Source organism: Aeromonas sp. DSM 116730 (genome assembly GCF_046581335.1).
Lineage (GTDB): Bacteria > Pseudomonadota > Gammaproteobacteria > Enterobacterales > Aeromonadaceae > Aeromonas > Aeromonas rivipollensis.
The window spans coordinates 370,458-396,148 of sequence record NZ_CP144265.1 but is presented as its reverse complement, the minus strand read 5'-3'; the positions used below and the strand labels follow the sequence as shown (position 1 = coordinate 396,148).

Here is a 25,691-nt window from a genome sequence, read left to right as displayed (position 1 = left end):
AATCGTATCGCCACCCTGAACTTGATGCCCGTCGGGGGCGGCAGTCGGTGAAATAGTCAGCAGATACCGCCAAAAACACCTCATTTGACACTCAGCAAGCCGCCGCGCCTTCGCCATCGGCCCAACTCCCCGTCACACAGGATTTCCTCAACCCGGCTCACCCATTTGCACTCGGCTCGTTGACCCGGACGGCGAAATGTCAGAATACTGCGGTTCTTGGCCGCCCTGGCGGCATCGACTCTTGGCAAGGATCCCGCCCCCGGCCACAGGGGGGCTAGCCGGATCGGGACAACGAAGGAGGATCCCGGTGTTAAGCAAAGCGTGGTTTCAGCTGTCGGCAGACATGACCTATGTCTGTCTGCGCATTACCCCGGGTCTCACCGAGCCCGTCCAGGAGCAACATGTCCTGGCCCTGCTGCGGCTCTCCAACTGCCGACGCTATCAGCCCCTCGACGAGGGGATCCGGCAGGCCGTCGCCCTGCTCAACACCCTGCTGACCCAGCCGGACGCCCCCTCCCACCCTCCCGTGCCCATAGCCCAGCGGCAGGATGCCCGGCTCCTCGTGCTGGTCGACAAGGATCAGATGAGCGCCAGCGCCCAGATCACCGCCGACTGGGGCGGCAACCCCCTGACCCTGGCGCAGTTGCAGGAGGCCGTGGCGGCGAGCCCAATCAAGCAGGGGGTAAGCGAGCGGCTGCTCGCCGCCGCCATCAAGGCCGCCAGCGAGGCGGCGCCCGGCGCCCGGCTCAACCCCGTCATCGCCCTGGGCAAGGCGGCCAGGCACGGCCAGGATACCCGGCTGGAGCGGCTGGTGGAGACGGCGGCGGAGCGGATCCTGAGGCCCCAGGAGGTGGACCACGGCAAGGTGGACATGCGCGATCTCGGCACCCTGCTCACCGTCAAGGCGGGCGCCCCCCTGATGCGGCGCCACCCCGCCACCCAGGGCATAGACGGCTTCACGGTGACGGGCCAGGTGCTGCCTGCCCGCCACGGCAAGGAGAGCGCCATGACGGCGGGAGAAGGAACCTGTTTCTCCCCCGAGGATCCGGATCTGCTGCTGGCGACCCGTGCCGGGCTACCTTGCCAGGAACGGGCCGGCATGAGGGTGGACGAGGTGCTGAGCGTCAAGCAGGTCGACATCCGCCACGGTCACGTCATGTTCGAGGGCTCCCTGCTGGTCACCGGGGACGTCATGCCCGGCATGCGGATCAAGACCAGCGGCGATGTGGTGATAGGGGGCTTCGTCGAGGGGGGCTATATCGAATCTGGCGGCACCATCACGGTGCGCAACGGCATCATAGGGCGCAAGCTGGAGGGGGACCAGTACCTCTGCCACCTCAACGCCGGGGGCGAGATCCACGCCAGCTATGCCCAGTACGCCAGGCTGGAGGCCGATGGCGACATCCATATCCAGAGCCAGCTCAGCCACAGCTATTGCCGCAGCGGCCAGGACATCAGGGTCGGGGACAGCGCCATGCGCAAGGGCCACCTCATCGGCGGCATCAACATCGCCAACCGCCTCATCATGGCACCCGTGCTCGGGGCCTCGGCGGCGAACCGGACCCGGCTGCAGATCCTCGGTGGCTACTTCAGCCACAAGGAGCAGGAGCAGGCCCTGCGTCAACGCAAGCAGGCCTGCCGGGAGCAGCTCGACAAGCTGCAGGATCTCATCCTGCGGCTGCTGCAACTGCCCGGCGACAAGCGCAATCCCGAGACCCTGAAGAAGATCAAGGAGCTGCGCACCCGTCAGCTGGACGAGAGCAAGTCCCTTGACGAACAGCTTGCCGAGGCGCAGCGCGAGCTGCAGGCCCTGATGGCCAACATGGACATCATAGCCACCCAGCGCCTCTTCCCCGGCGTCGAGGTGGAGATGGCCCATCACCACAACAGGGTCGACATAGAACACGGCCCCATCCACTTCGCCATCCGGGAAGATCAACTGCAACTAACCCCTTACGAGGGCCAGCACTGAGAGGCGCCATGGCCCCTCTTAAGCGATGGCGGCGTGATCCCGGCGGCGATTTTCGCTACACTCGGCCTCCCCTTGGCCCCATAGGGCGGGCCGGCCAGACTCAGGTAGTGAGAAGATGTACAAGCTGATCGCATTGGATATGGATGGCACCCTGCTGAACCCGCACGGTCAAATAACCCCCCGCACCCATGCCGCCATCGCGGCCGCCCGCGCCCGGGGCGTGACCGTGGTGCTGACCTCGGGTCGCCCGCTGGAAGGCATGACCCCCTATCTGGCCGAACTCGGCCTCACCGGTCAGGATGACTACGTCATCTGCTACAACGGCGCCCTGGTGCAGCAGGTTGCGGATCAACGCATACTGCGCAGCCAGCTGCTGACCGGCAGCGACGCCAGCGCCATCGCCCATCTCGCCTCTGAGCTGGGGGTCAACGTCCACGGCTTCTCCGTCCGCCAGGGCCTCATCAGCCCCAGGGTCAGCACCTACACAGAGCACGAGTCCCAACTGATCAAGATGCCGATCAACCTGGTGGACTTCGCCACCCTGCCCGACGACGAGCAGATCATGAAGGTGATGATGATAGACCCAGAGCCCCAGCTCTCCCGCGCCATCGCCCAGCTGCCAGCCGAGCTCTATGAGCGCTACACAGTGGTGCGCAGCTCCCCCTACTTCCTCGAGTTCATGAACAAGCGAAGCAACAAGGGAACCGGCGTGGCCGCCCTGGCGGAGCACCTGGGTCTGGACGCCTCCCGGGTGATCGCGGTGGGCGATGCGGGCAACGACCGCCACATGATCGAATATGCCGGACTCGGGGTCGCCATGGGCAACGCCACCGACGAGATCAAGGCGCTGGCGCAGCACACCACGGCCCGCAACGACGAGGATGGCGTGGCCAGGGTGATAGAGCAGTTCATCCTCAATGCCTGAATCGACGAGGGGCCTGCGGGCCCCTTCTGCTATCCGGCCATCAGGGCCAAATGTTTAATATATCCACCACGACTTTCCCCTAAACGCCCGCCGACTGCGGCTAAAGTCCCTGATGCAGGGACTCAAGCTGGCTCAGACATTATCGAAATTAACATTTTGGCATCATTTCGTTTGACATATTGAACGGCCTTGGCAGACTGGGATCGGGATCCAGGCTGTCATCGCCCAGGCTGACCGACGATTCTGGCACTGTGGCACGACCCTGATCCCATGACCATGCCTTGAGGCATGCCCTTGCGAGAGTGACGCGGCAAGGGCCTTCCCAAGGCGCAGGATGAGACCGCCAAGGATAGCCAAGGTGACCTATGCCCAACCCCAGTTCCCGTTCCAAACCCGTCGTGCTGATGACCATGGGGGCCCAGGCCCGCAGCGGCCACGCCTACCAGGTAATGACCCACAAATACATCACCCCCCTGGTGGAGATCAGCGGCTGCGTGCCCCTGCTGGTCCCCACCTGCTGCGGGACCGCTGATCTGGAGCAGTATCTGGATCTCGCCGATGGGGTCTACCTGAGCGGGGCGGGATCCAACATAGATCCCGCCCTCTACGGCCAGGAGAACCTGACCCCGGAGAAGGCACAGGACAGGGACAGGGATCTGTTCGACATAGCACTGGTGCGTGCCGCCCTCGATCGGGGACTGCCCCTGCTCGGCATCTGCCGCGGCATGCAGGAGATCAACGTGGCCCTGGGCGGGGACATTCATCAGAAGGTCTATTGCGAGCCCGGCTATGCGGATCACAGGGAGGATGCGGACGATCCCGTGGAGGAGCAGTATGGCCACAGCCACCAGGTGAGCCTGGTGCCCGGCAGCTGGTTTGCCGACCTGATGGGGGAGGCGCAGATCCCGGTCAACTCCCTGCATGGCCAGGGGATCAGGCGCCTTGGGGAGGGGCTGGCACCGCTTGCCCATGCCGAGGATGGCTTGATCGAGGCTATTCATGCTCCCGGATTGCCCCAGTTCACCCTGGCGGTGCAGTGGCACCCGGAGTGGAAAGCGAAAGAGAATCCCCACTCCATCAAGCTGTTCAAGGCCTTCGGCGACGCCTGTCGCCAGTATCGGCAGCGGGTCGTCTAGTCGCCGAACCCCTTGCCCTTCAGCTTGGGCAGGGCACCGCGATCCGGGCGCAGGGTACGACAGACATCCAGCGCCACTGGCCCATGTCGAGGGTGGCTTGATCGAGGCTATTCATGCCACGCTCCCGCCCCCTTCCTGCTGGCGGTGCAGTGGCACCCGGAGTGGAAGGCGAAAGAGAACCCCCACTCCATCAAGCTGTTTCGCGCCTTCGGCGACGCCTGCCGCCAGTATCGTCAGCGGGAGGGCTAGTCGCCGAACCCCTTGCCCTTCAGCTTGGGCAGGGCCCCGCGATCCGGGCGCAGGGTACGGCAGACATCCAACCCCTTGAGGCCTCGCTGGACATGGTCAGGGGCCTGCCCCAGCACCATGCCGTTGCCGCGATAGAGCCGGGCCTCTTCCAGCTCGAACAGCTCGCCGCCGATCAGCAGCTGTTCGCGGCCATCGACCACCTTGCCCCGCTTCAGGGGCAGGGTCATGTCCACCAGTATCTCGCCGGTGGCGCACCCCTCGCGCCAGCGGGCCTGATCCGAGAAAGGCGAAATGGCGATATCCCGCCAGGATCCATCCCGAAACTCCATCCGGTAGTGGTCGCGAAACAGATCGCAACCCGCCAGCACCATGGGGATGGCCAACCAGATGACACTCTTCATTCCACTCACGCCCAGCACTCCCTTGTCAGTCCGCGCCAAGAATAAATAAATGGCCTCGCCTGTGCACCTTTTTCTCTGCCCCTCAAGAGGGCTCAGAGCAGCAGCCCGGCCAGCTCGTCGAGGGTGGCGAGCTCCACATCCGGCAGCAACCGCAGCGACTGCCAGGGCAGCTCGCGCTCGTTGAGCCAGGCGGCCCGAAAGCCGTGCAACCTGGCCCCCAGCACGTCCGTCTCGGGATGATCCCCCACGTGGAGGATCTGGCCGGGGGCGAGCCCGAGGGCCTGCAGCACCTGCACGAACATGTCGGGCGCCGGCTTCATCCTGGCCCCCGCCCCCGCCTTGCAGACCAGGGTGAAGTAGCCAGCCAGACCCGCCTGCTCCAGATCCAGGTTGCCGTTGGTGATCACCGCCAGGGGGTAGCGCGCCGCCAGGCGAGCCAGCAGGGCGTGAGTCGCCTCGCTCACCTCTATCTTCGAGCGCTCGGCGAGAAAGGCGGCGAACACCCGCTCTGCCTCCTGCTCGGCCAGGGAGGCGGCCATGCCCCCCTGCACCATGGCCTCGCGGATGCCGTGCTGGCGCGCCAGGCTGACGTCCTGGCTCAGTGCGGGGTGTTCCAGCAGCAACTGGCGCTTGAACTCGAGCCAACGCGGCTTGTCCAGCATGGCGGTGGCCAGATATTCGCTGCGCAGGTGGCTCAGCATCCACTGCTCGGCCCGCGCTATGGCGGGGCCGTTGTCATAGAGGGTGTCGTCAAGATCGAACGAGATGGCGGCCACCGGCTGCCAGCGACGGTAAAAATGCATGCATTCTCCTCTGCGTCATCAACAGGAGCGCCCGGGCCCCTTGCTGTCACTCATCTTCCGGGGTGGCTGGATCCCGCCTGGCTCTGGCGAGGGGGCGCCGTCACTCCCCTGACCCCCTTGATATCAGGCCACCATCAATCAAGCTCACTCATCTTCCGGGGTGTCGGGATCCCGCTTGGCCCTGGGGTGGGCGCTGTCATACACCTTGGCCAGATGCTGGAAGTCGAGGTGGGTATAGATCTGGGTGGTGGAGAGATCGGCGTGGCCCAGCAGTTCCTGCACCGCCCGCAGATCCCCGGAGGACTCCAGCATGTGGGTGGCGAAGCTGTGGCGCAGCTTGTGGGGATGGACATGGGCATTGAGGGCCTGCTTGTTGCCCCAGCCGTCGAGCCGCTCCTGTACCGAGCGGGCCGACAGCCGCTGCCGGCGTTTCGAGACGAACAATGCCTCGCCCTCGTCCCCCGCCAGCGCTGGCCGCACCTTGAGCCACTTGTGCAACCACTCCACCGCCATCCTGCCCATGGGCAGCACCCGCTCCCGCGACCCCTTGCCGGTGACCCTGAGCTGGCGCTCGTCGAGCTTCACGTCCGCGAGGTTGAGCCCCACCAGCTCGGCGAGGCGCAGGCCGGAGGAGTACATCAGCTCCATGATGGCGCGATCCCGCACCGCCAGCGGATCCTGCTCGTCGGTGATATTGAGCAGCTGGTACATCTCGTCCACGTCGAGATTCTTGGGCAGCGGCCGCCCCTGCTTGGGGGTGACGATGCCGCGGGCCGGGTTGGCAGGGAGCCGCCCCTGGCGCACCTGCCAGTCGCAGAAGCTGCGCAGGGCAGAGACCTTGGTGGCGAGGGATCGGGGGGCCAGGCCGGCCTTGTGCATCCGGGTCACCAGACTGCGCACCTGGCTCGCCTCGAGCCGGGCCCAGTCATCGACCCCCAGCCTGACCAGCTCGGCGGCCATGGCCTCCAGATGGGCCTGATAGTTGCTGCGGGTATGAGGGCTGAGCTGGCGCTCGACCCTCAGGTATTCGATAAAGGCGGTGAGTTCCCCCGCCAGGGCGGGAGGCAGGGGATCGGCGGCGGGGAGGGGGGCCTTAGCCACGAACCAGCTCGGGCAGACGCAGTTGCAGCAGACGCCCCAGCTGACCCAGCAGCAGGGTGTCGTTGTGGGGGGTGAAGTGGCTGGGATCCGAGCTCGCGAAGGCCAGCACGCCGAGATCCCCGAGCCGCATCAGGGCCACGGAGTTGACCAGCACGTCGCTGCCAAACAGCGCCTGCTTCTCGCTCTGGTTGAGCCGCCCGAAGTAGTAATCCGTCCCGGGCAGTCGCTGGCCCAGCAGTTGATCGAGCTGCTTGCCGTCTGCCAGGAAACGCTGCTCCGGGCCGCTCAGCTGGAATTTCTTCGGGCTGAGCCAGAGCCGCAGGCCGGTCAGCCGCAGCCGCTGCACGAAGGCCTTGCCCATCACGGCGCTCAGCTCGAACAGGGTCTGGCAGCCATACAGCTCGCCATAGAGATCCGCATAGACCCGGAAGATCCGCTCGTTCTCGCTGGCGATCCCCATCAGTTCGGTGATCTCCTGCTCCAGCTGCTCGATGCGCTCGCGCTGTCTGTCGAGCTGGCGCTCCACCAGGGAGATGGTGCCCTTGTGCTCATGGGGAATACGGATCCTGTCCAGCATGGCCCCGTGGCGCTGGAAAAACTCGGGGTAACGGGCCAGGTACTCCAGCACTGTGGCTTCGTCCATCAGTGATTCCTGCCGTTTGAGTTCGCTCATAACTTGGTTGATCCATCCGAAAAAGGGGCACAGGGCCCCGACATAACCTTGTGGCTGCGCGGAGGAGGTCCCCGCTCGATGCCTATAACTCTATCTGGCCGTAGAACACGTGCTCGGCCGAGCACGTCATATGCTCGACCGGCCCGCTCACTGGCTTACAGCTCTATCTGACCATCAAAGACATGCTCGGCCGGGCCCGTCATATGCTCGGCTGGCCCGCTCACTGGCTTACAGCTCTATCTGACCATCAAAGACATGCTCGGCCGGGCCCGTCATATGCTCGACTGGCCCGCTCACTGGCTTACAGCTCTATCTGACCATCAAAGACATGCTCGGCCGGGCCTGTCATGTAGACCGGCTGACCCGGCCCCTTCCAGGCGATGGTCAGCTTGCCCCCCGGCAGGGTGACGGTGACCCGCTCCCTGAGCTTGCCCTGGCTGATGCCGATCACCACGGCGGCGCAGGCGCCGGTGCCACAGGCGAGCGTCTCCCCCACCCCGCGCTCGAACACCCGCAGCTTGATCTCGCTGGCACTGACCATCTCCATGAAGCCGACGTTGACCCGCTCGGGGAAACGCTCGTGGCGCTCCATGATGGGGCCCAGGGTCTCCACAGGGGCATCGGCCACTGAGGGCACCTCGATGACGCAGTGGGGATTGCCCATGGAGACGGCACCGCACATCACAGTGTGATCCTGCGCCCGCAGCAGGTAGGTCTTCTCCGCCTTCTGGGCGCGAAACGGGATCTTGCCCGGCTCGAACTGGGGCACCCCCATGTTGACCGTGACCTGGTTCTCCCCCTCCAGCTGCAGGGTGATGCGGCCACGGGCCGTGCTGACCGCGATGCGATCCCGGTTGATCAGCCCCTTGAGCCGCACGAAACGGGCGAAACAGCGGGCACCGTTGCCGCACTGCTCCACCTCGCTGCCATCGGCATTGAAGATGCGGTAGTGGAAGTCGAGCTCGGGATCATAGGGCGGCTCCACCAGCAGCAGCTGATCGAAGCCGATGCCAAAGTGGCGATCCGCCAGCTTCTTGATGACGTCGTTGCTGAAAAACACCTTCTGGGTGACACCGTCCACCACCATGAAGTCGTTGCCCAGGCCATGCATCTTGGAAAATTCAATCAACATCTTTTTTCCCTGCGCCGTTCAGGCCGTAACGAAAGTCGCCAACCACCCTGAAGTCGTTGTCCAACCCCCCATGCATCCTGGAAAATTCAATCAACATCGCGCGTTCCTGTCTCACCGTTTATCACGCTCTCACCTGGAGGAACGCTGAAAATCCATATAGCTCAAGGCAGCAGATGCTCGCCTCGCCAGAGGTCGGCCAGCTGCTCCCGCTCACGAATGAGGTGGGCCTGGTCACCGTCCACCAGCACCTCGGCCGCACGGGGACGGGTGTTGTAGTTGGACGACATGGTAAAGCCGTAGGCCCCGGCGGAACGCACCGCCAGTAGTGAGCCCTCGGCAATCGCCAGGGTACGCTCCTTGCCGAGGAAGTCACCGGTTTCACACACGGGGCCGACCACGTCGTACAGCGCCTTCTCGTGGGTCGTGCGGCTGTCCACCTCTATGATGTTCATCCAGGCGCCGTAGAGGGAGGGGCGCAGCAGATCATTCATGCCGGCGTCGATCAGCGCGAAGTTGCGGGTCTCGCCGGGTTTGAGGAACTCGACCCGGGTCAGCAGCACGCCGGCGTTGGCGACTATGGCACGGCCCGGTTCGAACAGCAGGGTCAGATCCCGGCCCGCCAGCTTCTGCTTGAGCGCCTCGGCGTACTCGGTCGGGTGCGGTGGCTGCTCGGCGCCATAGTTGACCCCCAGGCCCCCGCCCACGTCCAGGTGATGGATATGGATACCTTCGGCCGCCAGTTCGTCGATCAGCTTCAGCAGCTTGTCCGCTGCCTCCATAAAGGGATTCAATTCAGTGAGTTGAGAGCCGATGTGGCAATCCACCCCCTTGATCTCGATGTGGGCCATGGCCGCCGCCTTGCGATAGATGGCGGGCGCCTGCTCTATGGGGATGCCGAACTTGTTCTGCTTGAGGCCGGTGGAGATATAAGGGTGAGTGCCGGCGTCTATGTCGGGATTGACCCGCACCGAGACGCGCGCCTTCTTGCCCATGCTGCCAGCGACCCGGTTCAGGCGCTCCAGCTCGGCTTCCGACTCCAGGTTGAAGCAGAGGATCTCTTTCTCCAGCGCGAGGCGCATCTCGGCCTCGCTCTTGGCGACGCCGGAGAAGACCACCTTGGCCGGATCTCCCCCTGCCGCCAGCACCCTGGACAGCTCCCCGCCGGAGACGATGTCAAAGCCCGAGCCCAGACGGGCAAGCAGGTTGAGCAGCGCCAGGTTGGAGTTGGCCTTGACCGCGTAGCAGATCAGATGGGGAATGTCCCCCGCCGCCTGATCGAAGGCGTGCCAGTGGCGCTCCAGGGTGGCGCGGGAGTAGACATACAGCGGGGTACCGTACTGGTCGGCGAGCTGTTGCAGGGGAAGCTGCTCGGCCTGAAGCTGGCCGTCGGCGTCGTAGTTAAAGTGATCCAAGGGGGCGGTTCCTTCCTAGATTATTGCGGCACGGCCTCGGAGGCCGGTGTGGCGGTCGCAGGCGAGGCGGCTTGCGGTGTACTCTCTGTCTTGGGCTGTGCCGGTGCTTGCTCAGTGGCGGCGGGCTGCTCGGCCGGTGGCATATAGAGTGGCCCCGTCAGGCCGCAGGCGGCCAACCCGAACGACAGCGACGCGGCAAACAGGCACTTGGTGAACTGGGTAATCATAATGGTTCGCTGCGAAAAAATTTTTGGCCCTCTATAATCGCACTCACATTGTTAAAAGCAACAGGATAAACCGATGAAGGATCACGAGTATCACGCCCTGACCGACGCCTTTTTCCAGTATGTGGAAGACGTTATCGACGAGGGGTATCCGGATATCGACTGCGAGCGAGCAGGCGGTGTGCTGACCTTAAGCTTCGAGAACAAGACCAAGGTCATCATCAACAAGCAGGAGCCCCTGCACCAGATCTGGGTGGCCACCCGGGAGAACGGCTTCCACTTCGAGCTGCGCGGTGACAGCTGGATCGACAACCGCTTCGGCGACGAGCTCAAGGCCCTGCTGACCCGAGCCTGCACCACCCAGGCGGGCGAGCCCGTCCAGTTCCCATGATGGCAGAGTCTCCCATGATGGATCTGCATCCCCAGGGCGCCCGTCATGCGGTGATCTGGCTGCACGGGCTGGGGGATTCGGGCGCCGGGCTCGCCCCCCTGGTCGATGCCCTGGCGCTGCCCGCCACCCTGCCGGTCCGTCACCTGCTGCCCGATGCACCTGAGCGGTCCATCACCATCAACATGGGCTACAAGATGCGCGGCTGGTACGACATCAAGAGCTTCGACGACCCGGCGGATCGCGCCGTGGAGTCCCATGTGCGCGAGTCCGCCGATCGTATCGCCGCCCTGCTGGATCGGCTGGTGGCCGAGGGCTTCGCCCCGGGCAACATAGTGCTGGCGGGCTTCTCCCAGGGGGGTGTCATCGCCTCCTTCACCGCCCTGCGCCATCCGGCGCCACTGGCGGGCCTGCTCTGCATGTCCACCTATCTGGCGGCCCCCGAGCAACTGATCGAGGAGATGAGCGAGGCCGCCCGCGCCCTGCCCATCTGCTACATGCACGGCATCTATGATGACGTGGTGAGCCTCTCCATGGGCTGGGATGCCAAGAACCGGCTGGAGGCGGCGGGCCTCAGCCTGGAGTGGCACGAATACCCCATGCGCCACGAGATCTGCCGACCCCAGCTCGCCGACATCCGCCACTGGCTGCTGGCGCGCCTCGGCGCCTGATGTAGCACCACAGATACGACAACGGCCTGCATCATGCAGGCCGTTTGCTTTCATCCCGTTGGCGATGTGCCCGGCACATCACCCCGCGTCCATCACCCTACTTCCCGCGCCGCCCCCGGATTGTCACGCTGCGGATTCTGGCTGCGGTAGGGGATCACCTCCAGCTTGTCGCCCATCTGCACGATTTCATAATACTGGGGCAGGTTGAAGTTGCTGAACTGGCCCGCATCGCTGAAACGCTCGTGGCCCGAGGTGTAGAAGCGGTTCACCCCCTGCACCAGCTCATCCTTGTTGCCGGCGAAGTGCTGGTAGATCTCCACCCGGTTCGCCTCATCCAGGATATAGATGTTGGTGCCCGCATCCCGGGTATCGAAGAAGAACTGCACCAGCCCCTCGCTGGCGTAGGTGTCGACTATGCCGGGCAGGTGCTGGCTGTGGGTCTTGTCGAGCCGCAGCGGCAGGTGATCCAGCTTGTTGTGGGATATGTGGCGATAGAAGTCGATGGCGTTTTCCAGCTTCTTCACCGAGACCCCGCGCCGCTCGAAGAAGATACCGTACTTCTCCCGGCCAAGGGCCAGCGTCTTGACCAGCTGCTGCTTGTCGCGGGCCAGACGCAGCTCTATGCACTCGGCCACCAGCTGCTGGAAGCGGGTGCGCACCAGGGAGCGGAAGTGCTGGCTGTAACAGAACACCTCTATCATCTCGGGGGCGGCGGCATCCTGGTGCATCTTGCCGAGTATGGTGGTGAGGGCATCGACCACCGCCTCCTCCCCCTGGAAGTGCAAGGTGCGGATCTCGCTCCAGGAGTTGCGATAGACCAGATCCACGGATCCCACCAGACACTCCTGGTTGCGACCGAAGGAGAAGACGTCCGCGGCATTGGCGTCGAACTCGATCACCTGGCCCACCCAGTGGCTGGACGGGTCCGTCTCCAGGTTGAGGAAGATGGAGAGCTGGTGGATCTCGCACGGACGGCTCAGGGCCAGGTTGGTGGCGCGAGGGTACTTGACCGGGAAGGTCCCCGAGAGATCGCGACAGAACTGGTGCAGGTTGTCGATGTGCAGATCCGAGCCCTGATTGAACAGGTGCACCCTGGACTGGGGGGTCAGCAGGCCGTTGAAGTAGGCCCAGGCCACCAGCTTGCTGATGTAGCCGTTATATTCGAGCGGCGCCCGACCTATGATGTCGGCGGGCTCCAGAGAGTGCTTGTAGAGATACCAGCCGGCGCGATTCAGGCGGCCGTGGGGCACCTGCACCAGGCTGAGATCCGGCTCGCCGAGATCCGGCGCTATCTTGAGGTTGATCCGCTGCACCTTGCCCGGCAGGCTCTCGAAGGCGGCATAGAGCTTGCGCGACAGTATGCCGATGTCTTCCGGGTTGATGGACTCGCTGATGTTGTTGCGGCGGGCGAACTGGATGAGGTTGCGGTAGCTCTGCATCAGGGCCTCCAGCAACTCGGCGTAGGCCACCTTGACGTCCTCGACCTTCCACTCCTGGCGATGATCCAGGTGATGCAGCCGCTCCGGGCTCCAGCCCCAGTAAGCCACCAGCTGGGCCATCTGCTCCCGGCGCCAGTCCGGGGAGTGCTCCTCCTTCGGGTGGCTCAGACCGTCGCACACCTTGAGATAGAAGCAGCGGCGCACCAGATCCAGGCGCTGCATGTCGCCGATGGACTTGAGGTAGTTGGTCACCTTGTCCAGCATCAGGCAGTAGTTGTCGAGCCGGTAGTGCATCCCCTCGTTGTGCTGGAACCAGTCGCGGCTGGTCACCGACAGCAGCCGGGTGTTGGGATACTCGTGGGAGTAGGCCTCCATCAGCACCGACTTGAGCACCGCCTTGTAGGGGGAGTCAATGCCCTTGTAGAGCTGCCACAGAGCTGAGCCGAAGTACTCCTCGGCGGGGATGCGGTCAAAGCCCCCCAGATCGAGCCAGTCATCCTGACTCAGCTTGCCGTGGGCAAAGAGGCCATTCACATAGTCGTCGTAGTGATCGTCATATTCCGCAGGCACCAGATACCAGAGCAGCCGCTTGCCCGCGATGTGCATGGCACTGCGATAGAACTCGTCGAGCAGCAGCAGGTGCTGGGCACTGCCGCAGCTCTCCCCCTGCATCTGGGCATCGTTGCGCTGGCGGAACTTGTCTTCGGGGATCAGGAAGAAGTTGAGATCGACCCCGCGCTGCTCGGCCCACAGGGAGAGGTGCTGGCACTTCTGCTCCAGCAGGGCGAGGCGTTCCTGGGACAAGCCGGCCACGTGACAGACCCAGATGTCGAGATCCGAGTGGCAGCACTGACCGATAGAAGAGGTGCTGCCCATGGAGTAGAGGCCCTGGATCGACTTGTCGTGGGTGCTGAGGCCGCCCTGACAGTTGGCGTTCTGACACAGATCCTGGATGAAGGCTTGTTGAGCCTCATTGGCGACGAAACTCCAGATACCATGAGGCACGTCCCCTGCCACATAACCGGGCAGAAGGGGATGATTGAAGTGCAGCATGACAGGCAGCAGTTGGAAGACCTGCTGCCCATAGCGACTCATGAGATCCAACGCTCGTTGCGTCTTGAGACGATTCAGCTCGTCGTAGCGCGCCACCAGCGTGTCGAGTTTTACCAGCAATGCCCTACCTATGGGGAAGAGAAATGACGCACCAAAACGGGGAGACGTCAAAAAAGTGTGATCATGTTAACAATGCAAACAGCAGTGGTAAACAAGCCCGCACACAATCACCGGATTATTTCTGGCACGCCCCGTAACGGTATCAGCGGAAAGCAATAAAAAATAATATTTTCAATTAGTTGCCATCATATAATGAGCGAATGAAAATTAATTTCAGCGACCCTTTTTGAGCTTGGCCCCGCTTTTGCCGGCTGCGCCATGAAAGCCCCTGCAAAGGGTGGTAAGATCGTTTTCCTCACTAAAGATGAAACAACTGATTGATATGGCAGCCCGAACCCTGAGAATTGCCACTCGCAAGAGCCCACTGGCCCTGTGGCAGGCCAACTTTGTAAAAGATCGGCTGGAAGCCCTCTATCCCGATCTGCGAGTCGAACTTGTCCCCATGAGCACCCAGGGTGACAAGATCCTGGACACGCCGCTGGCCAAAGTCGGCGGCAAGGGACTCTTCGTCAAGGAGCTGGAGACTGCCATGCTGGAAGGGCGGGCCGACATCGCCGTCCACTCCATGAAGGACGTGCCGGTGGAGTTCCCGGTAGGGCTAGGCCTGCACACCATCTGCGAGCGCGAAGACCCGCGCGATGCCTTCGTCTCCAACCGTTTCCAGCAGATCGACGAGCTGCCCCAGGGGGCCGTGGTCGGCACCTCCAGCCTGCGCCGCCAGTGCCAGCTGCGGGCCGCCCGCCCGGATCTGGTGATCCGCGACCTGCGCGGCAACGTCAACACTCGCCTCGCCAAGCTGGATGCCGGTGAATACGACGCCATCATACTCGCCGCCGCCGGCCTGAAACGGCTGGAGATGGCCCATCGCATCACCGCCTTCATCGAGCCGGAGCAGAGCCTGCCCGCCAACGGTCAGGGGGCGGTCGGTATCGAGTGCCGCCAGGACGACCACGAGCTGCACACCCTGCTGGCACCGCTGGAGCACGCCGAGACCCGCATCCGGGTGCTGACAGAGCGCGCCATGAACCGCGCCCTGCAAGGGGGCTGTCAGGTGCCTATCGGTGCCTATGCCCTGGTGCAGGGGGACGAGGTCTGGCTGCGCGGCCTGGTGGGTAGCCCGGATGGCACCCTGGTGATCCGGGACGAGATCCGCGGCCCCCTGGCGGACGGCGAGGCGCTCGGCCACGCCCTGGCCCAGCGCCTGCTGGCCGCCGGTGCCGACGCAATTCTGGCCGAGGTCTACCGGGCATGAGTGCGGGCCTGGCCGGCTCATGGTCACCACCCCGGAGCGCCACCTGATGGTCCCCCTGGTGGTGCGCCCGGCCGCCCAGGCCGCCCTGCTGGTGCAGTTGCTGCGCCAGCAGGGCCATGCACCGCTGTGCTGCCCGCTGCTGGAAACCCGGCCGGGCAGTGAACTCCCCCGCCTGCCCGAATGGCTGCCCCAAACGGACATCGTCATTGCCGTCAGTGCCCATGCCGTTAAATTTGCTCATCATTTTCTGTTGCAAACTGGTCTGACCTGGCCACATATTGACTACTTTGCGGTCGGTCAGGCCAGCGCGGATGCCTTCAGCGAAGTCGGTATAGAGGCGAGCTGCCCTGACGATCCACGTAGCGAAGGCCTGCTGGCCCTGCCGCCCCTGCAAGGAGTGAGCGGCAAGCGGGTGCTGATCCTGCGCGGCAACGACGGGCGGGATCTCATCGCCCGGACGCTGGCCTCACGCGGCGCACTGGTGCACTATTGTGCCACCTATGAGCGCCACTACCCCGAGCTCGACGGGGACGCATTGACCCGCCACTGGCAGGCAGCCGGCCTCGACAGCCTGCTCATCACCAGTGGTGAACTCCTGCTGCGGTTGCTGGCACTGGTGCCCGGCCCGCAGCGACCCTGGCTTTATGACCGCCTGCTGGTGGTGCCCAGTCCCCGGGTGGCCGAGATGGCCGAGGGCGCTGGTTTTACCCGTATCGTGATTGCCCAAGGTGCATCCAACCAGGCTCTGGTGGCCGCCCTGGAACTGAGGAAGATGGAATGACTGAACAGCAAGAAGTCCAGCCGAGTGCTGCGGCCCCCGCGGCCGACAACAACAAGCCCGAGAACAAGGCCGTCGGCAACAAGAAGGGCGGCGCCGGCGTCGTCCTCGGTGGCGTTGCCATACTGCTGGCCCTGGGGCTGACCGGCGGCCTCTATCTGCACGGCCACCAGAATGCCGTCGCCCAGCAGGCCGAACTAGGCGCCCTCAAGCTGCAACTGGCCGAGGCCATGGGCAAGCTGGATCAGAACAACAGCAAGGATGCCGAACAGTTCAGCGCCCTCGGCAAGAGCCAGCAACAGCTGCAGGAGGCGCTGGACGCCCTGCAGCACAAGGTGCTGGATCTCGACGACAAGCGCCCCAACGACTGGATGCTGGCCGAATCCGAATACCTGGTGCGCATGGCGGGCCGCAAGCTGTGGCTCGAGCATGATATCGTCTCCGCCATCACCCTGCTCGGCAACGCCGACGAGCGGATCAAGGCCCTCAACGATCCCAGCCTGATGCCCATTCGCAAGGCGCTGGCGGAAGACATAGCCCAGCTCAAGGGGATGCCGCGGGTCGATCGCGAGGGGCTGACCCTGAAGCTGGCTGCGCTCTCCGACCAGATAGAGCTGCTGCCCCTCTCCACCGTGAGCATGCCGGAAGCAAAGGCCGAGCCGGATCAGGCAGTCAGTGCCAATCCGGACGAGTGGGAGAGCAATCTCAAGAAGAACTGGGTCAAGTTCACCGAAAACTTCATCACCATACGTCGCCGCGACGGGGCCGTGGAGGCCCTGCTCTCACCCCAGCAGGAGATCTTCCTGCGCGAGAACCTCAAGACCAAGCTGTTGCAGGCCCAGCTCGCCGTCTATCGCGAGCAGCAGGCGCTCTATACCGACAGCCTGGAGAAGGCCCAGCGCTGGCTGACCCAGTACTTCGACACCGACAACAGCGCCACCCAATACATGCAGTCCGAGCTCGACAAGCTCAAAGGCGAGCAGATCCAGTTTGACTACCCGGATCAGTTCAAGACCCAGTCCATGCTGGAACAGGTGCTGACCGAGCGCCTGCAACGCATCCTGGCCGGCAACTGAGGAGGAGACCATGATTCGTCTGATCGTCGTGGTGGCCGTGATGGTCGCGGGCCTGATCTTCGGCCCCGAAGCGTCCGGCAACAAGGGCTATGTGCTCATCTCCCTCGGCAACTACACGGTGGAGTCTTCGGTCACCAGCGCCGTGATCCTGGCGGTACTCTTCTACGGTGCCCTGCTCATCGTCGAGTGGGTGCTGGGCCGGGTCTTCGGCCTGCGCCGCAAGACCCAGGGCTGGTTCGGCTCACGCCGTCGCCGCAAGGCGAACCTGCAAACCGTGAATGCCACCCTGGCCATGGCCGAGGGGCACTACAACCAGGCCGAGAAGCTGCTGATCAAGGGGGCCGACAACAGCGACACCCCGCTGCTCAACTACCTGAGTGCCGCCAAGGTGGCCCAGGCCAGAGGCGATGACGTGCGCCGGGATCACTACCTGCAAAAAGCGCAGGAGGAGAACCCCAAGGCCGAGCTGGCATTGACCCTGATCCAGACCCAGCTGCAGATAGAGCAGGGCCAGTACGACAGCGCCCTCGGCCGGCTAGAGTCCGTCTATGCCCTGCACCCGCGCCACCCCATGGTGCTGGATCAACTGCGCCAGGTCTATCTGGCCCGGGAGGACTGGGCGGCCCTGATCGATCTGGCCCCGGCCCTGCGCAAGGTGGGCAAGTTGACGTCGGTGCAGGAAGAGGCGCTGCTGCACCAGGCCTGGATTGGCCGTCTCGAGGCCGCCAGCGGCGCCCTCGAGACCCTGCGCCCTGTGTGGCAGGCGCTGCCCCGCAAGCTGCGTCAGGACCCCGCACTGCTGGCCAGCTACGGGGATCGTCTGCGCCGGCTCGGTGCCGACAGCGAGGCGGCCGACCTCTGGCTGGAGGCCCTGCGCAAGGATCCCTCCCCCGAGCTGTTCGCCCGCCTGCCCAAGCTCAGGCTGGATGACTATCAGCCCATGCTGACCCTGCTCAAGAAGATCCAGGATCAGCCTGGCGCCGAGGCGGCACTGGCCCGAATCTACCTGCTGGCCGGCCAGCTGGACGAGGCCCAGCGCCTGCTGGAGCAGGAAGTGGCGAAGAGGCCTGATGCCGCCCTCTACCATGCCCTCGGGCAGGTGATGGACAAGCGCCGTCTCACCAACAAGGCCAACGAGTACTATCGTCAGGCCCTGCAACTGGCCGACGTCTGACCCGAGTGACAGAGAAAACCAAAAAGGCCGCAATTGCGGCCTTTTTCTATTCCGGGTTGCCCCGCGTTGGTTCGGGATGTCTCTCCGCCCCCTTCTCCTCTTCTTTTCAAATAAGCGGGAGAAGGGCTGGGGATGAGGGGTCCTGACTAGCCTAGGCCGTCAGCCGCTCCATCTCGCCGATAAGCCAGACGGCCTCCTGGCGGTGCGAGCCGCACACATCCTGCATGGGCCTGAAACTGCTGCACACCGCAGGACGCTCGGGCTGGCCGAAGATCTTGCAGCCCAGCCACTGGTCGAGCTGAACACAGGGAACGCCAGCCGGCTTCCCCTCCGGCATGCCGGGGATGGCACTGCTGATACTGGGGGCTGTGCAGCAGGCACCGCAACCTTGACGACATTCCATATGATGCATTCCTGTGCATGGCGAAGCAGTCTATCAAAGGGCCCCGATTCCCCTTAGCCTTATCCGTCCTGTCCCTCGAAATAGTCCGGCCCCGACGCAGGGGCAACAAAAAGCCCGACGGCAGCAGCGGTCGGGCTTTTCATCTTGCAGCAGGTTCAACCCACTCTCATCAGAGAATGATGTCGCGTACCACGCTGTCCTTGCGATCCAGGAAGTGGATCGACTTGATACGGCGGATGGTTCTGGACTTGCCGCGGATCAGCAGGGTCTCCGTGGTCGCCATGACGCCATTGCTGGTGATGCCTTCCAGCAGATCACCCTTGGTGATGCCGGTGGCCGAGAAGATGACGTTGTCATTCTTGGCCAGATCTTCCAGCTTGAGCACCTTGGTCACATCGATACCGAGCTCCTGGCAGCGGGCAATCTCCTGCTCGCCCAGGGCTCGCACTTCCGGGCTGTCGCCCTTGACCTGGTGACGGGGCACCAGGCGCGCCTGCATGTCGCCATCCAGGGCGCGGATCACCGCCGCCGAGATGACCCCTTCAGGGGCGCCGCCGATGCCATAGAGCATGTCCACTTCGCTGTCCGGCAGGCAGGTGAGGATGGAGGCGGCCACGTCCCCGTCGGGGATGGCGAACACCCGCACGCCCAGCCCCTGCATCTCCTTGATCGCCTTGTCATGACGCGGCTTGGCCAGAGTGATGACGGTCAGGCGGGAGAGGGGCTTGCCGAGCGCCTTGGCCACGGCCTTGAGGTTCAGCTCCAGGGCCTGATCGAGATCGATGGCACCCTTGGCACCCGGACCCACGATCAGCTTCTCCATGTACATGTCGGGGGCCTTGAGGAAGGAACCCTTGTCGCCCACGGCCAGCACGGCCAGGGCATTGGACTGCCCCATGGCAGTCATGCGGGTGCCCTCTATGGGGTCGACCGCGATGTCCACGGCGTCGCCCTGACCCGTGCCCACCTTCTCGCCGATGTAGAGCATGGGGGCTTCGTCGATCTCCCCCTCGCCTATCACAATCTCGCCATCGATCTGGATCTGATTGAGGATGTGACGCATGGCCGCAACGGCCGCGCCATCGGCGATATTCTTGTCACCACGTCCGAGCCACTTGTAGCCAGCCAGTGCAGCCGCTTCCGTCACTCGGGAAAATTCGATTGCCAGTTCACGTCTCATCGCATATCCAACCTTAGGAGCTCGAAAACGGGCGGCATTCTACCACAAGGGCAAACCTTTGCGCGCAAAAGTGGCGGCTCGCCACATAAATCGCGGTTTTCATCCCGCTGACATGAAACCGCCACGCTTTGTTCACACCCCGGTCACCCCGCTGTCATCTGCCCCTCCTAGCATGGCCCCGTCTTTTAAAACAGAAGCTTGCAACACAAGGGATCATGATGAAAAAGCTGACAGTAGTAGCATTGGCTCTCACCGCCGCCTTCCAGGCTCAAGCCGTCGAAGTCTATAAAAATGACTCCACTCTGCTCGATCTCTATGGCCGCATCTACGCCGGCCAGTTCTTCGGTGAGAAGAAGGAGCTGGATGCCAATGGTGACATCAAGAACGAATACAGCGACAAGCAGGGCGCCAACCAGTTCGTCCGCCTGGGCGCCAAGGTAGAGAGCGAGATCAACCCGGGTCTCAAGGCCCTGGCCCAGTATGAGCTGCAGATCTACGTCAATGACAGCGAGAAGACCGTCAGCGAGAACTCCGACAACATGCGCACCCGCCTGGCCTTCGCCGGTGTGGGCGCCGACTGGGGCAATGTCACCTTCGGTCGCCAGAAGGGGGCCCCCGGCCTGCTGGCCGACTGGACTGACGTCTCCCTCTCCGACGGCTACGGCAACGACGCCCTCGGTGCCAAGACAGACACCTTTGCCACCAACCGTGCCGGCTCTGTGCTGAAATACTCCGGCCTGTTCAACGGCTTCCAGGTCGATACCAGCTACAAGTTCGACGGCGGTGACACCGAAGAGACCACCAGCAAGGACAGCGATGCCGCCTACGGCGCCGCCCTGGCCTACACCTTCCCGTTCAACCTGGCCCTGGGTACCGCCTACAACGTGGGTATCCGCGACAAGAGCGGTGAAGAGGATGCCAAGCTGTGGCTGATCTCCGCCAAGTTCGACAACAAGGCCGTCTATGCCGCCCTGAGCTACGCCGACGGCAGCGACTTCCTGGCCACCGGCAAGGATCACACCGGCTGGGAAGGGGCCCTGGGCTACAACTTCGAGAGCGGCTTCGGCCTGATGGCCCTGTGGAACAAGCAGAAGGTGGAGCAGAGCGGCAAGAGCGATTACGACTCCATCGACTACTACACCCTGGGTGCCCAGTACAAGTTCAACAAGAACCTGAGGGTCATCGGCGAGTACCGCATCAACAACCTGGACAGCAATGACAGCGGCAAGCTGAACACCAAGGATGACTTCCAGCTGGCGGCCCGTTACGACTTCTAACTCAGGCCCCAGACAAAACGGCGCGCAGATCCCTCTGCGCGCCGTTTTTCATTCTCCCCTCCCACCTTGGGGCTGAACCACAGAGGCTAGAGTTTCTTCTGCCAGAACAGGGCCAGGCCCACTTGCGGGTTCAGCTCATAGCCCTCGAAACCGCTGGCCTTGTAGGCGGCCTGCGCCACCTTGTTGCCCTCCAGCACCTCCAGGGTCAGCTTGCAGCAGTCGAGCTCCCGGGCGAGCCGCTCCACCCCGGCCAGCAACGCCTTGCCGATGCCGCGGCCGCGATGGGCCGGGTGCACCGCCAGATCGTGGATATTGAGCAGGGGCAGGCAGGCGAAGGTCGAGAACCCCTCGAAGCAGGTGGCTACCCCGACCGGCTGGTCATCCACCCAGGCCAGCAGCACATGGGCACCACTTCTCGCCGCCAGGGCCTGCGCCAGATTGGACTTCACCTCGTCAGCCAGGGGGGCGCCGCCGCCCATCTCGTCCCTGGCGTATGCGTCGAGCAGCGCCACCAGCGCCTCGCCATGGTGCCGGTTATGAAGATCCGCCCTGATGATCTCTGCCATGTCCCTCTCCCTTCCTGTTCCATCAGTGATGCGCCATGGCGCGTTCTGGCCATGGTAACCCCGCCGCTCACCCATCTCCAAACCGGGGCATGAACCCGGCCGGTGCCGTCTGACTGCGCCCATTTCCATCGATGTAGTTTTCTTACATCTTTCCCTTGCAAGGCAAATGAAAATCAATATCATTAGCGCCCTCTCGAAACGAGAGACACCAATAACTACAAATAAATCAATAAGTTCAGGCCAACAGGTCGATAAGAGTCACACCAAGATGCATAACCCCAACTCCCCGCGCGCCCTGCTGGGCGTCGCCTTGCTGGCCTTCTGTGCCAGCTCCCGCGCCGAAGACGAGACCCTGACCGTGGTCGGCAAACGCAGCCAGCACGAAGAAGTCGCCACCGCGACCCGCACCGCCACCCCGGCCAAGCTGGTGCCCCAGACCATAGAGAGCGTCCCGGCCAGCGAGCTGACCGCCTACGGCCAGCCCAGCCTGAGCGAGGCCCTGACCGGCATCCCCGGGGTCAACGCCAGCGGTGATACCCGCTTCGACAGCGTCAATATCCGTGGCTTCAACGCCAGCAACGACTTCTACCTCGACGGCCTGCGGGACGACATGCAGTACACCCGCGACCTTGGCAACATAGAGCGGGTCGAGGTGCTCAAGGGGCCGGCCGCCGTGCTCTACGGCCGTGGCAGCACCGGGGGCATCATCAACAGAGTCAGCAAGACGCCCCAGCGCGGGCAGGCATCCAGCGTCAGCGCCCGGGTCGGCAGCTTCGACAGCCGACGCTTCGCCGCCGACCTCAACGCCGAGGCTGGGGAGCGGGTGCAACTGCGCCTCAACCTGGCCCAGGAGGACAAGGAGAGTTTTCGTGACGACGTGACCAGCAAGCGTACCCTGCTGGCCCCCGCCGTGAACTGGGAGATAAGCGACAGCCTGAACTGGCTGGTGCAGTACGAGCGCAACGAGCACGATCGCACCCCGGATCGCGGCATCCCCGGGGTCGATGGCCGTCCCGCCGACGTCCCCATAGAGAGCGTCTACAGCGACACCAGCCGGGACTTCATCGACGATCTGGCCCAGTCCACCCGATCCCGCTTCAGCTGGGACATCAACGATCAGTGGCAGTTGCGCCAGCAGCTCGGTTACACCAGCCTCGACAGCCAGTTCGACAACACCTATGTCACCGCGGTCAAGGGTGACAAGGTGACCCGTGCCCGCTGGCAGCAGGATCTCAAGGCCAACAGCCTCACCAGCAACACAGAGGCCGAGGGCCAGTTGCAGACAGGCCCCGTCGCCCATCGCCTGCTGGTGGGCTTGGAGCAGGGCTGGCAGGAGCGCACTCCCAAGCTCTACCAGAACGCCACCCCTATCCCCCCGGGCGATCTGTACGATCCCGGCTCACTGCCGAGCTACAACGGCACCATGAAGCTCTCCAGCGACGCCAGGCACAGGGTGCGCGGGGTCGGCCTCTATCTGCAGGATCAGCTCAGCCTGGGTGACTGGCACCTGCTCGGCGGCCTGCGTCGGGACGCGTTCACCGTCACCAGCCGCCGCAACGACCTCGACAAGGAGGAGACCCTCTCGGTCACCAGCCTGAGCCCACGCCTCGGCCTGGTGTGGAACCCCATAGAGGAACATGCCTTCTATACCTCCTACAGCAAGACCTTCACCCCTGTGGGCGGGGAGCTGATCGGCATCACCCCGGGAGACAAGAACAACAAGCTGGATCCCCAGCACACCCGGCTCTACGAGGGGGGCGTGAAGAGTGACTGGCTGAACGGTCGCCTGGCCACCACCCTCTCCCTCTACCGGCTGGAGATGTACAACAAGCGCAGCAAGGATCCGCTGGATCCCACCAAGGTGATCCTCACCGGCCTGCAACGCACCGACGGCATAGAGCTGAGCGCCCGCGCCCAGCTGACCGACGCCTTCTACCTGCACGGCGGCATCGCCATCCAGGATGCGGAGCAGGTCAAGGCGGACGCGGATCTGCAGGGCAAGCGGCCGAGCAACGTCTCCCGCGAGAACGGTCAGCTGTTCGCCGGCTACCAGAACGGCCAGCAGGGCTGGTATGGGGAAACCGGGGTGACGGCGGTGGGGGATCGCTTCGCCGACAACGCCAACACCACCACGCTGCCCGGCTACGCCCGCTATGACGCCCGCGCCGGCTACCGCTGGTCCCGGTGGGATGCCCAGCTCAGCGTGGAGAACCTGACCGACCACGACTACTTCGTCAGCGCCACCAGCGCGGCCCAGATCATGCCAGGCAGCCCCCGTCAGCTGAATCTCACCGCCGCCTACCGCTTCTGAACCCCCTTGCCCACAGCCCCACTGGCCAGCCTCTGCTGGCCAGTTTTTTATGACGCGCCACCATGAAGAAACCCAAGAGACTCCCCCTTCACAACAACAAGTGGGTGCGCCGCATCCACGCCTGGGCGGGCTTTGCCACCCTCACCCTGATGCTGCTCTACGGCCTGACCGGCCTCTGGCTCCAGCACAGGGCCGTGCTGCCTCTGCCCGGCCCCCACACCGAAAAGTCGAGCGAGGAGATAACGCTGGCCGCGCCGCTGGCGAGCCCGGACGCCCTGAAAGCCCTGCTGCAACAGCACTACCCTGAGGGCTTGGAGGAGGGGCGACTCAGCATCACCCCGGCCCGGACCCTGCCCACCCCCACAGGCCCCCTCACCCTGCCGGCCAAATGGGAGCTGCGCGGCGTTACCCTCAGCCAGAGCCTGGCCGCCAGCTATGTGGAAGGCACCCTGCTGGTGCAGACCGAGCTGCAGCGGGCCAACGTCGCCGCCAGCCTCAACCGGCTGCATCGCGGCATGGGTACCGGCCTGGCCTGGCAGCTGTTTGGCGATCTCGCGGCGCTCTCCATGTTGCTGCTGGCCCTCACCAGTTTGCTGATGTGGAACAAGCTGCACGGCCCGGCCGGCCGTGGCATAGCCCTGCTGCTGACGGGCGCCATCGCGACGGCGCTGGTCGCCCTGCTCTAGGGCTTTACCGACACCAAAACGGGATCCGCCTCCCACCCGGGGTAACCCTGCCCTCCCCCAGGGTAACAAAGGGTAACCGGCTACCGATGGGGGTCACAGTTGGCGACCCCCTGGCTGGAAGAGGCATGTACCCGGCTGCTAGGGTGCCGGGTTTCAGCCGTCGGAAACCATAATGCGCATCTCCAGCATCGAGTGCGGGCGAGTCCTGGCCATCATGGCCGTGATGACCATTCACCTCTCCCCCTTCAGCAATCCGTTCGATCCCACCCTCTGGGACGGCACCCCCTACCTCTGGCTCGGGACCATCATCAACCAGCTGTGCCGCTTCGCGGTGCCGCTCTTCTTCCTGTGCGCCGGCTACTTCCTGCAACCCGCCCTGGCCGCAGGCAAGCCTATGGCGGTGGCGCTGCGCTACTGCCGCCCCCTGTTGGGGCTCTGGCTGGCCTGGAGCCTTGTCTATCTGCTGGTGCCCTTCAACCCGGTCGCGGCCATGACGGAAGGCTATCTGCCCGCCATGGCGGGCCAGTGGCAGATGCAGCTGGGGGATCCCCTCAATGCCTGGTGGGTGGGCGGCATGATCCACCTCTGGTTCCTGCCCGCCCTGATGCTGGCCGTTCTGCTGCTGGCCCTCTGCTGGCAGGTCAGTCTGCCCCGACTGGCCCTGGTGGCGGGCGCCCTGCTCTACGGGCTTGCCCTGATCGGCGGCTCCTATGGCTCGCTGCTAGGGGGCGAGTGGGCCCTGCTGACCCGCAACGGCCCCTTCTTCTCGCTCCTCTTCGTGGCCCTTGGTGCCGAGCTGCGCCTGCGTGGCTGGCAACCCGATGCCCGGCGCAGCGCCCTGCTGATGGTGGCGGGTATGGGTCTCTATGCCCTGGAGGCCGCGGGCCTGCTGCGTTTCGCCGCCGTGCCCCTCAACCGTCACGACTTCCTGCTGGGCTCCCTGCCCTGGGCACTCGGCCTCTTTGGCCTGCTGCTGGCAAACCCAAACTGGGGCAAGGGCAGCTGGCTGGAACGCCAGGCCCCCAAAGTGTTGGGTCTCTACTGCCTGCACATGATGCTGGTGGTCTGGCTGATGGTGTTCGGCCCCCAGGGCAAGCTGCTGTGGTGGGAGCTGGTGAAGGTGCCGGTGCTGCTGGTGCTCTCCCTGCTCGCCTGCCGGCTGCTGGCGACGAACCGGATCAGTGGCTGGCTGCTGCGGGCTCGCTGAGGGGGCTAGCGCTGGCCGCTGCGGCCAGCGAGCCTGCAGGCGAGCAGAGGGTGCTCGCCATGGGCGCCAGCGCGGTGCAGTT

At 64.2% G+C, this 25,691-nt stretch carries 24 protein-coding genes; 13 read left to right on the top strand and 11 right to left on the bottom strand.

Annotated elements, in window-relative coordinates; translation table 11 throughout:
* The first annotated feature begins 307 nt into the window (after positions 1-307).
* The 3 genes from Aeroheme_RS01930 (at position 308) to Aeroheme_RS01920 (ending at position 4,033) form a co-directional block, all read left to right on the top strand.
* Positions 308-1,972 (top strand): FapA family protein, encoded by a 1,665-nt coding sequence (locus Aeroheme_RS01930; RefSeq protein ID WP_368170006.1) that lies wholly within the window; start codon positions 308-310, stop codon positions 1,970-1,972.
* Between the two features lie 115 nt (positions 1,973-2,087).
* Positions 2,088-2,897: a sugar-phosphatase gene (gene yidA / locus Aeroheme_RS01925; protein WP_411166609.1), complete on the top strand. Its 810-nt coding sequence runs from the start codon at positions 2,088-2,090 to the stop codon at positions 2,895-2,897.
* Positions 2,898-3,262: 365 nt separating this feature from the next.
* Positions 3,263-4,033: a gamma-glutamyl-gamma-aminobutyrate hydrolase family protein gene (locus tag Aeroheme_RS01920; protein WP_411166608.1), complete on the top strand. Its 771-nt coding sequence runs from the start codon at positions 3,263-3,265 to the stop codon at positions 4,031-4,033.
* 245 nt (positions 4,034-4,278) lie between these two features.
* Here Aeroheme_RS01920 and Aeroheme_RS01915 read toward each other — a convergent pair whose 3' ends face one another.
* The 7 genes from Aeroheme_RS01915 to lptM form a co-directional block, all read right to left on the bottom strand.
* Positions 4,279-4,683 (bottom strand): hypothetical protein, encoded by a 405-nt coding sequence (locus Aeroheme_RS01915; RefSeq protein WP_025325506.1) that lies wholly within the window; start codon positions 4,681-4,683, stop codon positions 4,279-4,281.
* Positions 4,684-4,775: 92 nt separating this feature from the next.
* Positions 4,776-5,486, bottom strand: a complete 711-nt coding sequence (locus Aeroheme_RS01910) for an HAD-IA family hydrolase (protein WP_411166607.1) — start codon at positions 5,484-5,486, stop codon at positions 4,776-4,778.
* 144 nt (positions 5,487-5,630) lie between these two features.
* Positions 5,631-6,587 (bottom strand): tyrosine recombinase XerC, encoded by a 957-nt coding sequence (gene xerC, locus Aeroheme_RS01905; protein ID WP_041206763.1) that lies wholly within the window; start codon positions 6,585-6,587, stop codon positions 5,631-5,633.
* A complete protein-coding gene (locus tag Aeroheme_RS01900; protein WP_202047721.1) occupies positions 6,580-7,260 on the bottom strand; it encodes a DUF484 family protein in 681 nt (226 codons plus the stop codon). Before Aeroheme_RS01900 ends, xerC begins: the two co-directional genes overlap by 8 nt.
* A gap of 301 nt (positions 7,261-7,561) precedes the next feature.
* Positions 7,562-8,392: a diaminopimelate epimerase gene (gene dapF, locus Aeroheme_RS01895; protein WP_339358303.1), complete on the bottom strand. Its 831-nt coding sequence runs from the start codon at positions 8,390-8,392 to the stop codon at positions 7,562-7,564.
* 161 nt (positions 8,393-8,553) lie between these two features.
* A complete protein-coding gene (lysA, locus tag Aeroheme_RS01890; RefSeq protein WP_042649014.1) occupies positions 8,554-9,804 on the bottom strand; it encodes a diaminopimelate decarboxylase in 1,251 nt (416 codons plus the stop codon).
* A 20-nt stretch (positions 9,805-9,824) separates the two neighbouring features.
* Entirely contained in the window at positions 9,825-10,031 is a 207-nt protein-coding gene (gene lptM / locus Aeroheme_RS01885; protein ID WP_368169444.1) for an LPS translocon maturation chaperone LptM, read from the bottom strand.
* Between the two features lie 73 nt (positions 10,032-10,104).
* Between lptM and cyaY the strand changes: the two genes are divergently transcribed.
* Entirely contained in the window at positions 10,105-10,419 is a 315-nt protein-coding gene (cyaY, locus tag Aeroheme_RS01880) for an iron donor protein CyaY (RefSeq protein ID WP_106885146.1), read from the top strand.
* Between the two features lie 14 nt (positions 10,420-10,433).
* Positions 10,434-11,087: an alpha/beta hydrolase gene (locus Aeroheme_RS01875; protein ID WP_408847186.1), complete on the top strand. Its 654-nt coding sequence runs from the start codon at positions 10,434-10,436 to the stop codon at positions 11,085-11,087.
* 92 nt (positions 11,088-11,179) lie between these two features.
* Here the strand turns inward: Aeroheme_RS01875 and Aeroheme_RS01870 are convergent, their stop codons facing one another.
* Positions 11,180-13,699 carry a class I adenylate cyclase gene (locus tag Aeroheme_RS01870; RefSeq protein WP_106885148.1) on the bottom strand — a complete coding sequence of 840 codons (2,520 nt, stop codon included), beginning with the start codon at positions 13,697-13,699 and terminating at the stop codon, positions 11,180-11,182.
* Between the two features lie 322 nt (positions 13,700-14,021).
* Between Aeroheme_RS01870 and hemC the strand changes: the two genes are divergently transcribed.
* From hemC to Aeroheme_RS01850, 4 genes are read left to right on the top strand one after another with little or no spacing between them, the layout of a single operon-like run.
* Positions 14,022-14,951 carry a hydroxymethylbilane synthase gene (gene hemC, locus Aeroheme_RS01865; RefSeq protein WP_411166606.1) on the top strand — a complete coding sequence of 310 codons (930 nt, stop codon included), beginning with the start codon at positions 14,022-14,024 and terminating at the stop codon, positions 14,949-14,951.
* A 46-nt stretch (positions 14,952-14,997) separates the two neighbouring features.
* The gene (locus Aeroheme_RS01860; RefSeq protein WP_411167209.1) at positions 14,998-15,732 is read left to right on the top strand and encodes a uroporphyrinogen-III synthase; all 735 of its coding nucleotides are present in this window, start codon (positions 14,998-15,000) and stop codon (positions 15,730-15,732) included.
* The gene (locus tag Aeroheme_RS01855) at positions 15,729-16,805 is read left to right on the top strand and encodes a uroporphyrinogen-III C-methyltransferase (RefSeq protein WP_411166605.1); all 1,077 of its coding nucleotides are present in this window, start codon (positions 15,729-15,731) and stop codon (positions 16,803-16,805) included. The genes Aeroheme_RS01860 and Aeroheme_RS01855 overlap by 4 nt, the downstream gene beginning before the upstream one ends.
* 10 nt (positions 16,806-16,815) lie before the next feature.
* Positions 16,816-17,979, top strand: coding sequence for a heme biosynthesis HemY N-terminal domain-containing protein (locus Aeroheme_RS01850; RefSeq protein WP_411166604.1), 1,164 nt, complete (start codon positions 16,816-16,818; stop codon positions 17,977-17,979).
* A 151-nt stretch (positions 17,980-18,130) separates the two neighbouring features.
* Here the strand turns inward: Aeroheme_RS01850 and Aeroheme_RS01845 are convergent, their stop codons facing one another.
* Both Aeroheme_RS01845 and glpX read right to left on the bottom strand, forming a co-directional pair.
* Entirely contained in the window at positions 18,131-18,382 is a 252-nt protein-coding gene (locus Aeroheme_RS01845; protein WP_025325492.1) for a YkgJ family cysteine cluster protein, read from the bottom strand.
* Between the two features lie 169 nt (positions 18,383-18,551).
* Positions 18,552-19,562 (bottom strand): class II fructose-bisphosphatase, encoded by a 1,011-nt coding sequence (gene glpX / locus Aeroheme_RS01840; protein ID WP_106885152.1) that lies wholly within the window; start codon positions 19,560-19,562, stop codon positions 18,552-18,554.
* A gap of 218 nt (positions 19,563-19,780) precedes the next feature.
* Here glpX and Aeroheme_RS01835 point away from each other — a divergent pair, with 218 nt between their 5' ends.
* A complete protein-coding gene (locus Aeroheme_RS01835; protein ID WP_289985298.1) occupies positions 19,781-20,839 on the top strand; it encodes a porin in 1,059 nt (352 codons plus the stop codon).
* A gap of 86 nt (positions 20,840-20,925) precedes the next feature.
* On the opposite strand, the gene Aeroheme_RS01830 is transcribed toward Aeroheme_RS01835, so the two are convergent.
* Complete coding sequence (locus tag Aeroheme_RS01830; protein WP_411166603.1) at positions 20,926-21,405, bottom strand: GNAT family N-acetyltransferase; 480 nt, start codon at positions 21,403-21,405, stop codon at positions 20,926-20,928.
* A gap of 268 nt (positions 21,406-21,673) precedes the next feature.
* Here Aeroheme_RS01830 and Aeroheme_RS01825 point away from each other — a divergent pair, with 268 nt between their 5' ends.
* The 3 genes from Aeroheme_RS01825 (at position 21,674) to Aeroheme_RS01815 (ending at position 25,609) form a co-directional block, all read left to right on the top strand.
* The gene (locus Aeroheme_RS01825) at positions 21,674-23,716 is read left to right on the top strand and encodes a TonB-dependent receptor (protein ID WP_411166602.1); all 2,043 of its coding nucleotides are present in this window, start codon (positions 21,674-21,676) and stop codon (positions 23,714-23,716) included.
* A gap of 62 nt (positions 23,717-23,778) precedes the next feature.
* Positions 23,779-24,402: a PepSY-associated TM helix domain-containing protein gene (locus tag Aeroheme_RS01820; protein ID WP_392416023.1), complete on the top strand. Its 624-nt coding sequence runs from the start codon at positions 23,779-23,781 to the stop codon at positions 24,400-24,402.
* Positions 24,403-24,574: 172 nt separating this feature from the next.
* Positions 24,575-25,609, top strand: coding sequence for an acyltransferase family protein (locus tag Aeroheme_RS01815; RefSeq protein WP_411166601.1), 1,035 nt, complete (start codon positions 24,575-24,577; stop codon positions 25,607-25,609).
* The last annotated feature ends 82 nt before the right edge of the window (positions 25,610-25,691 follow it).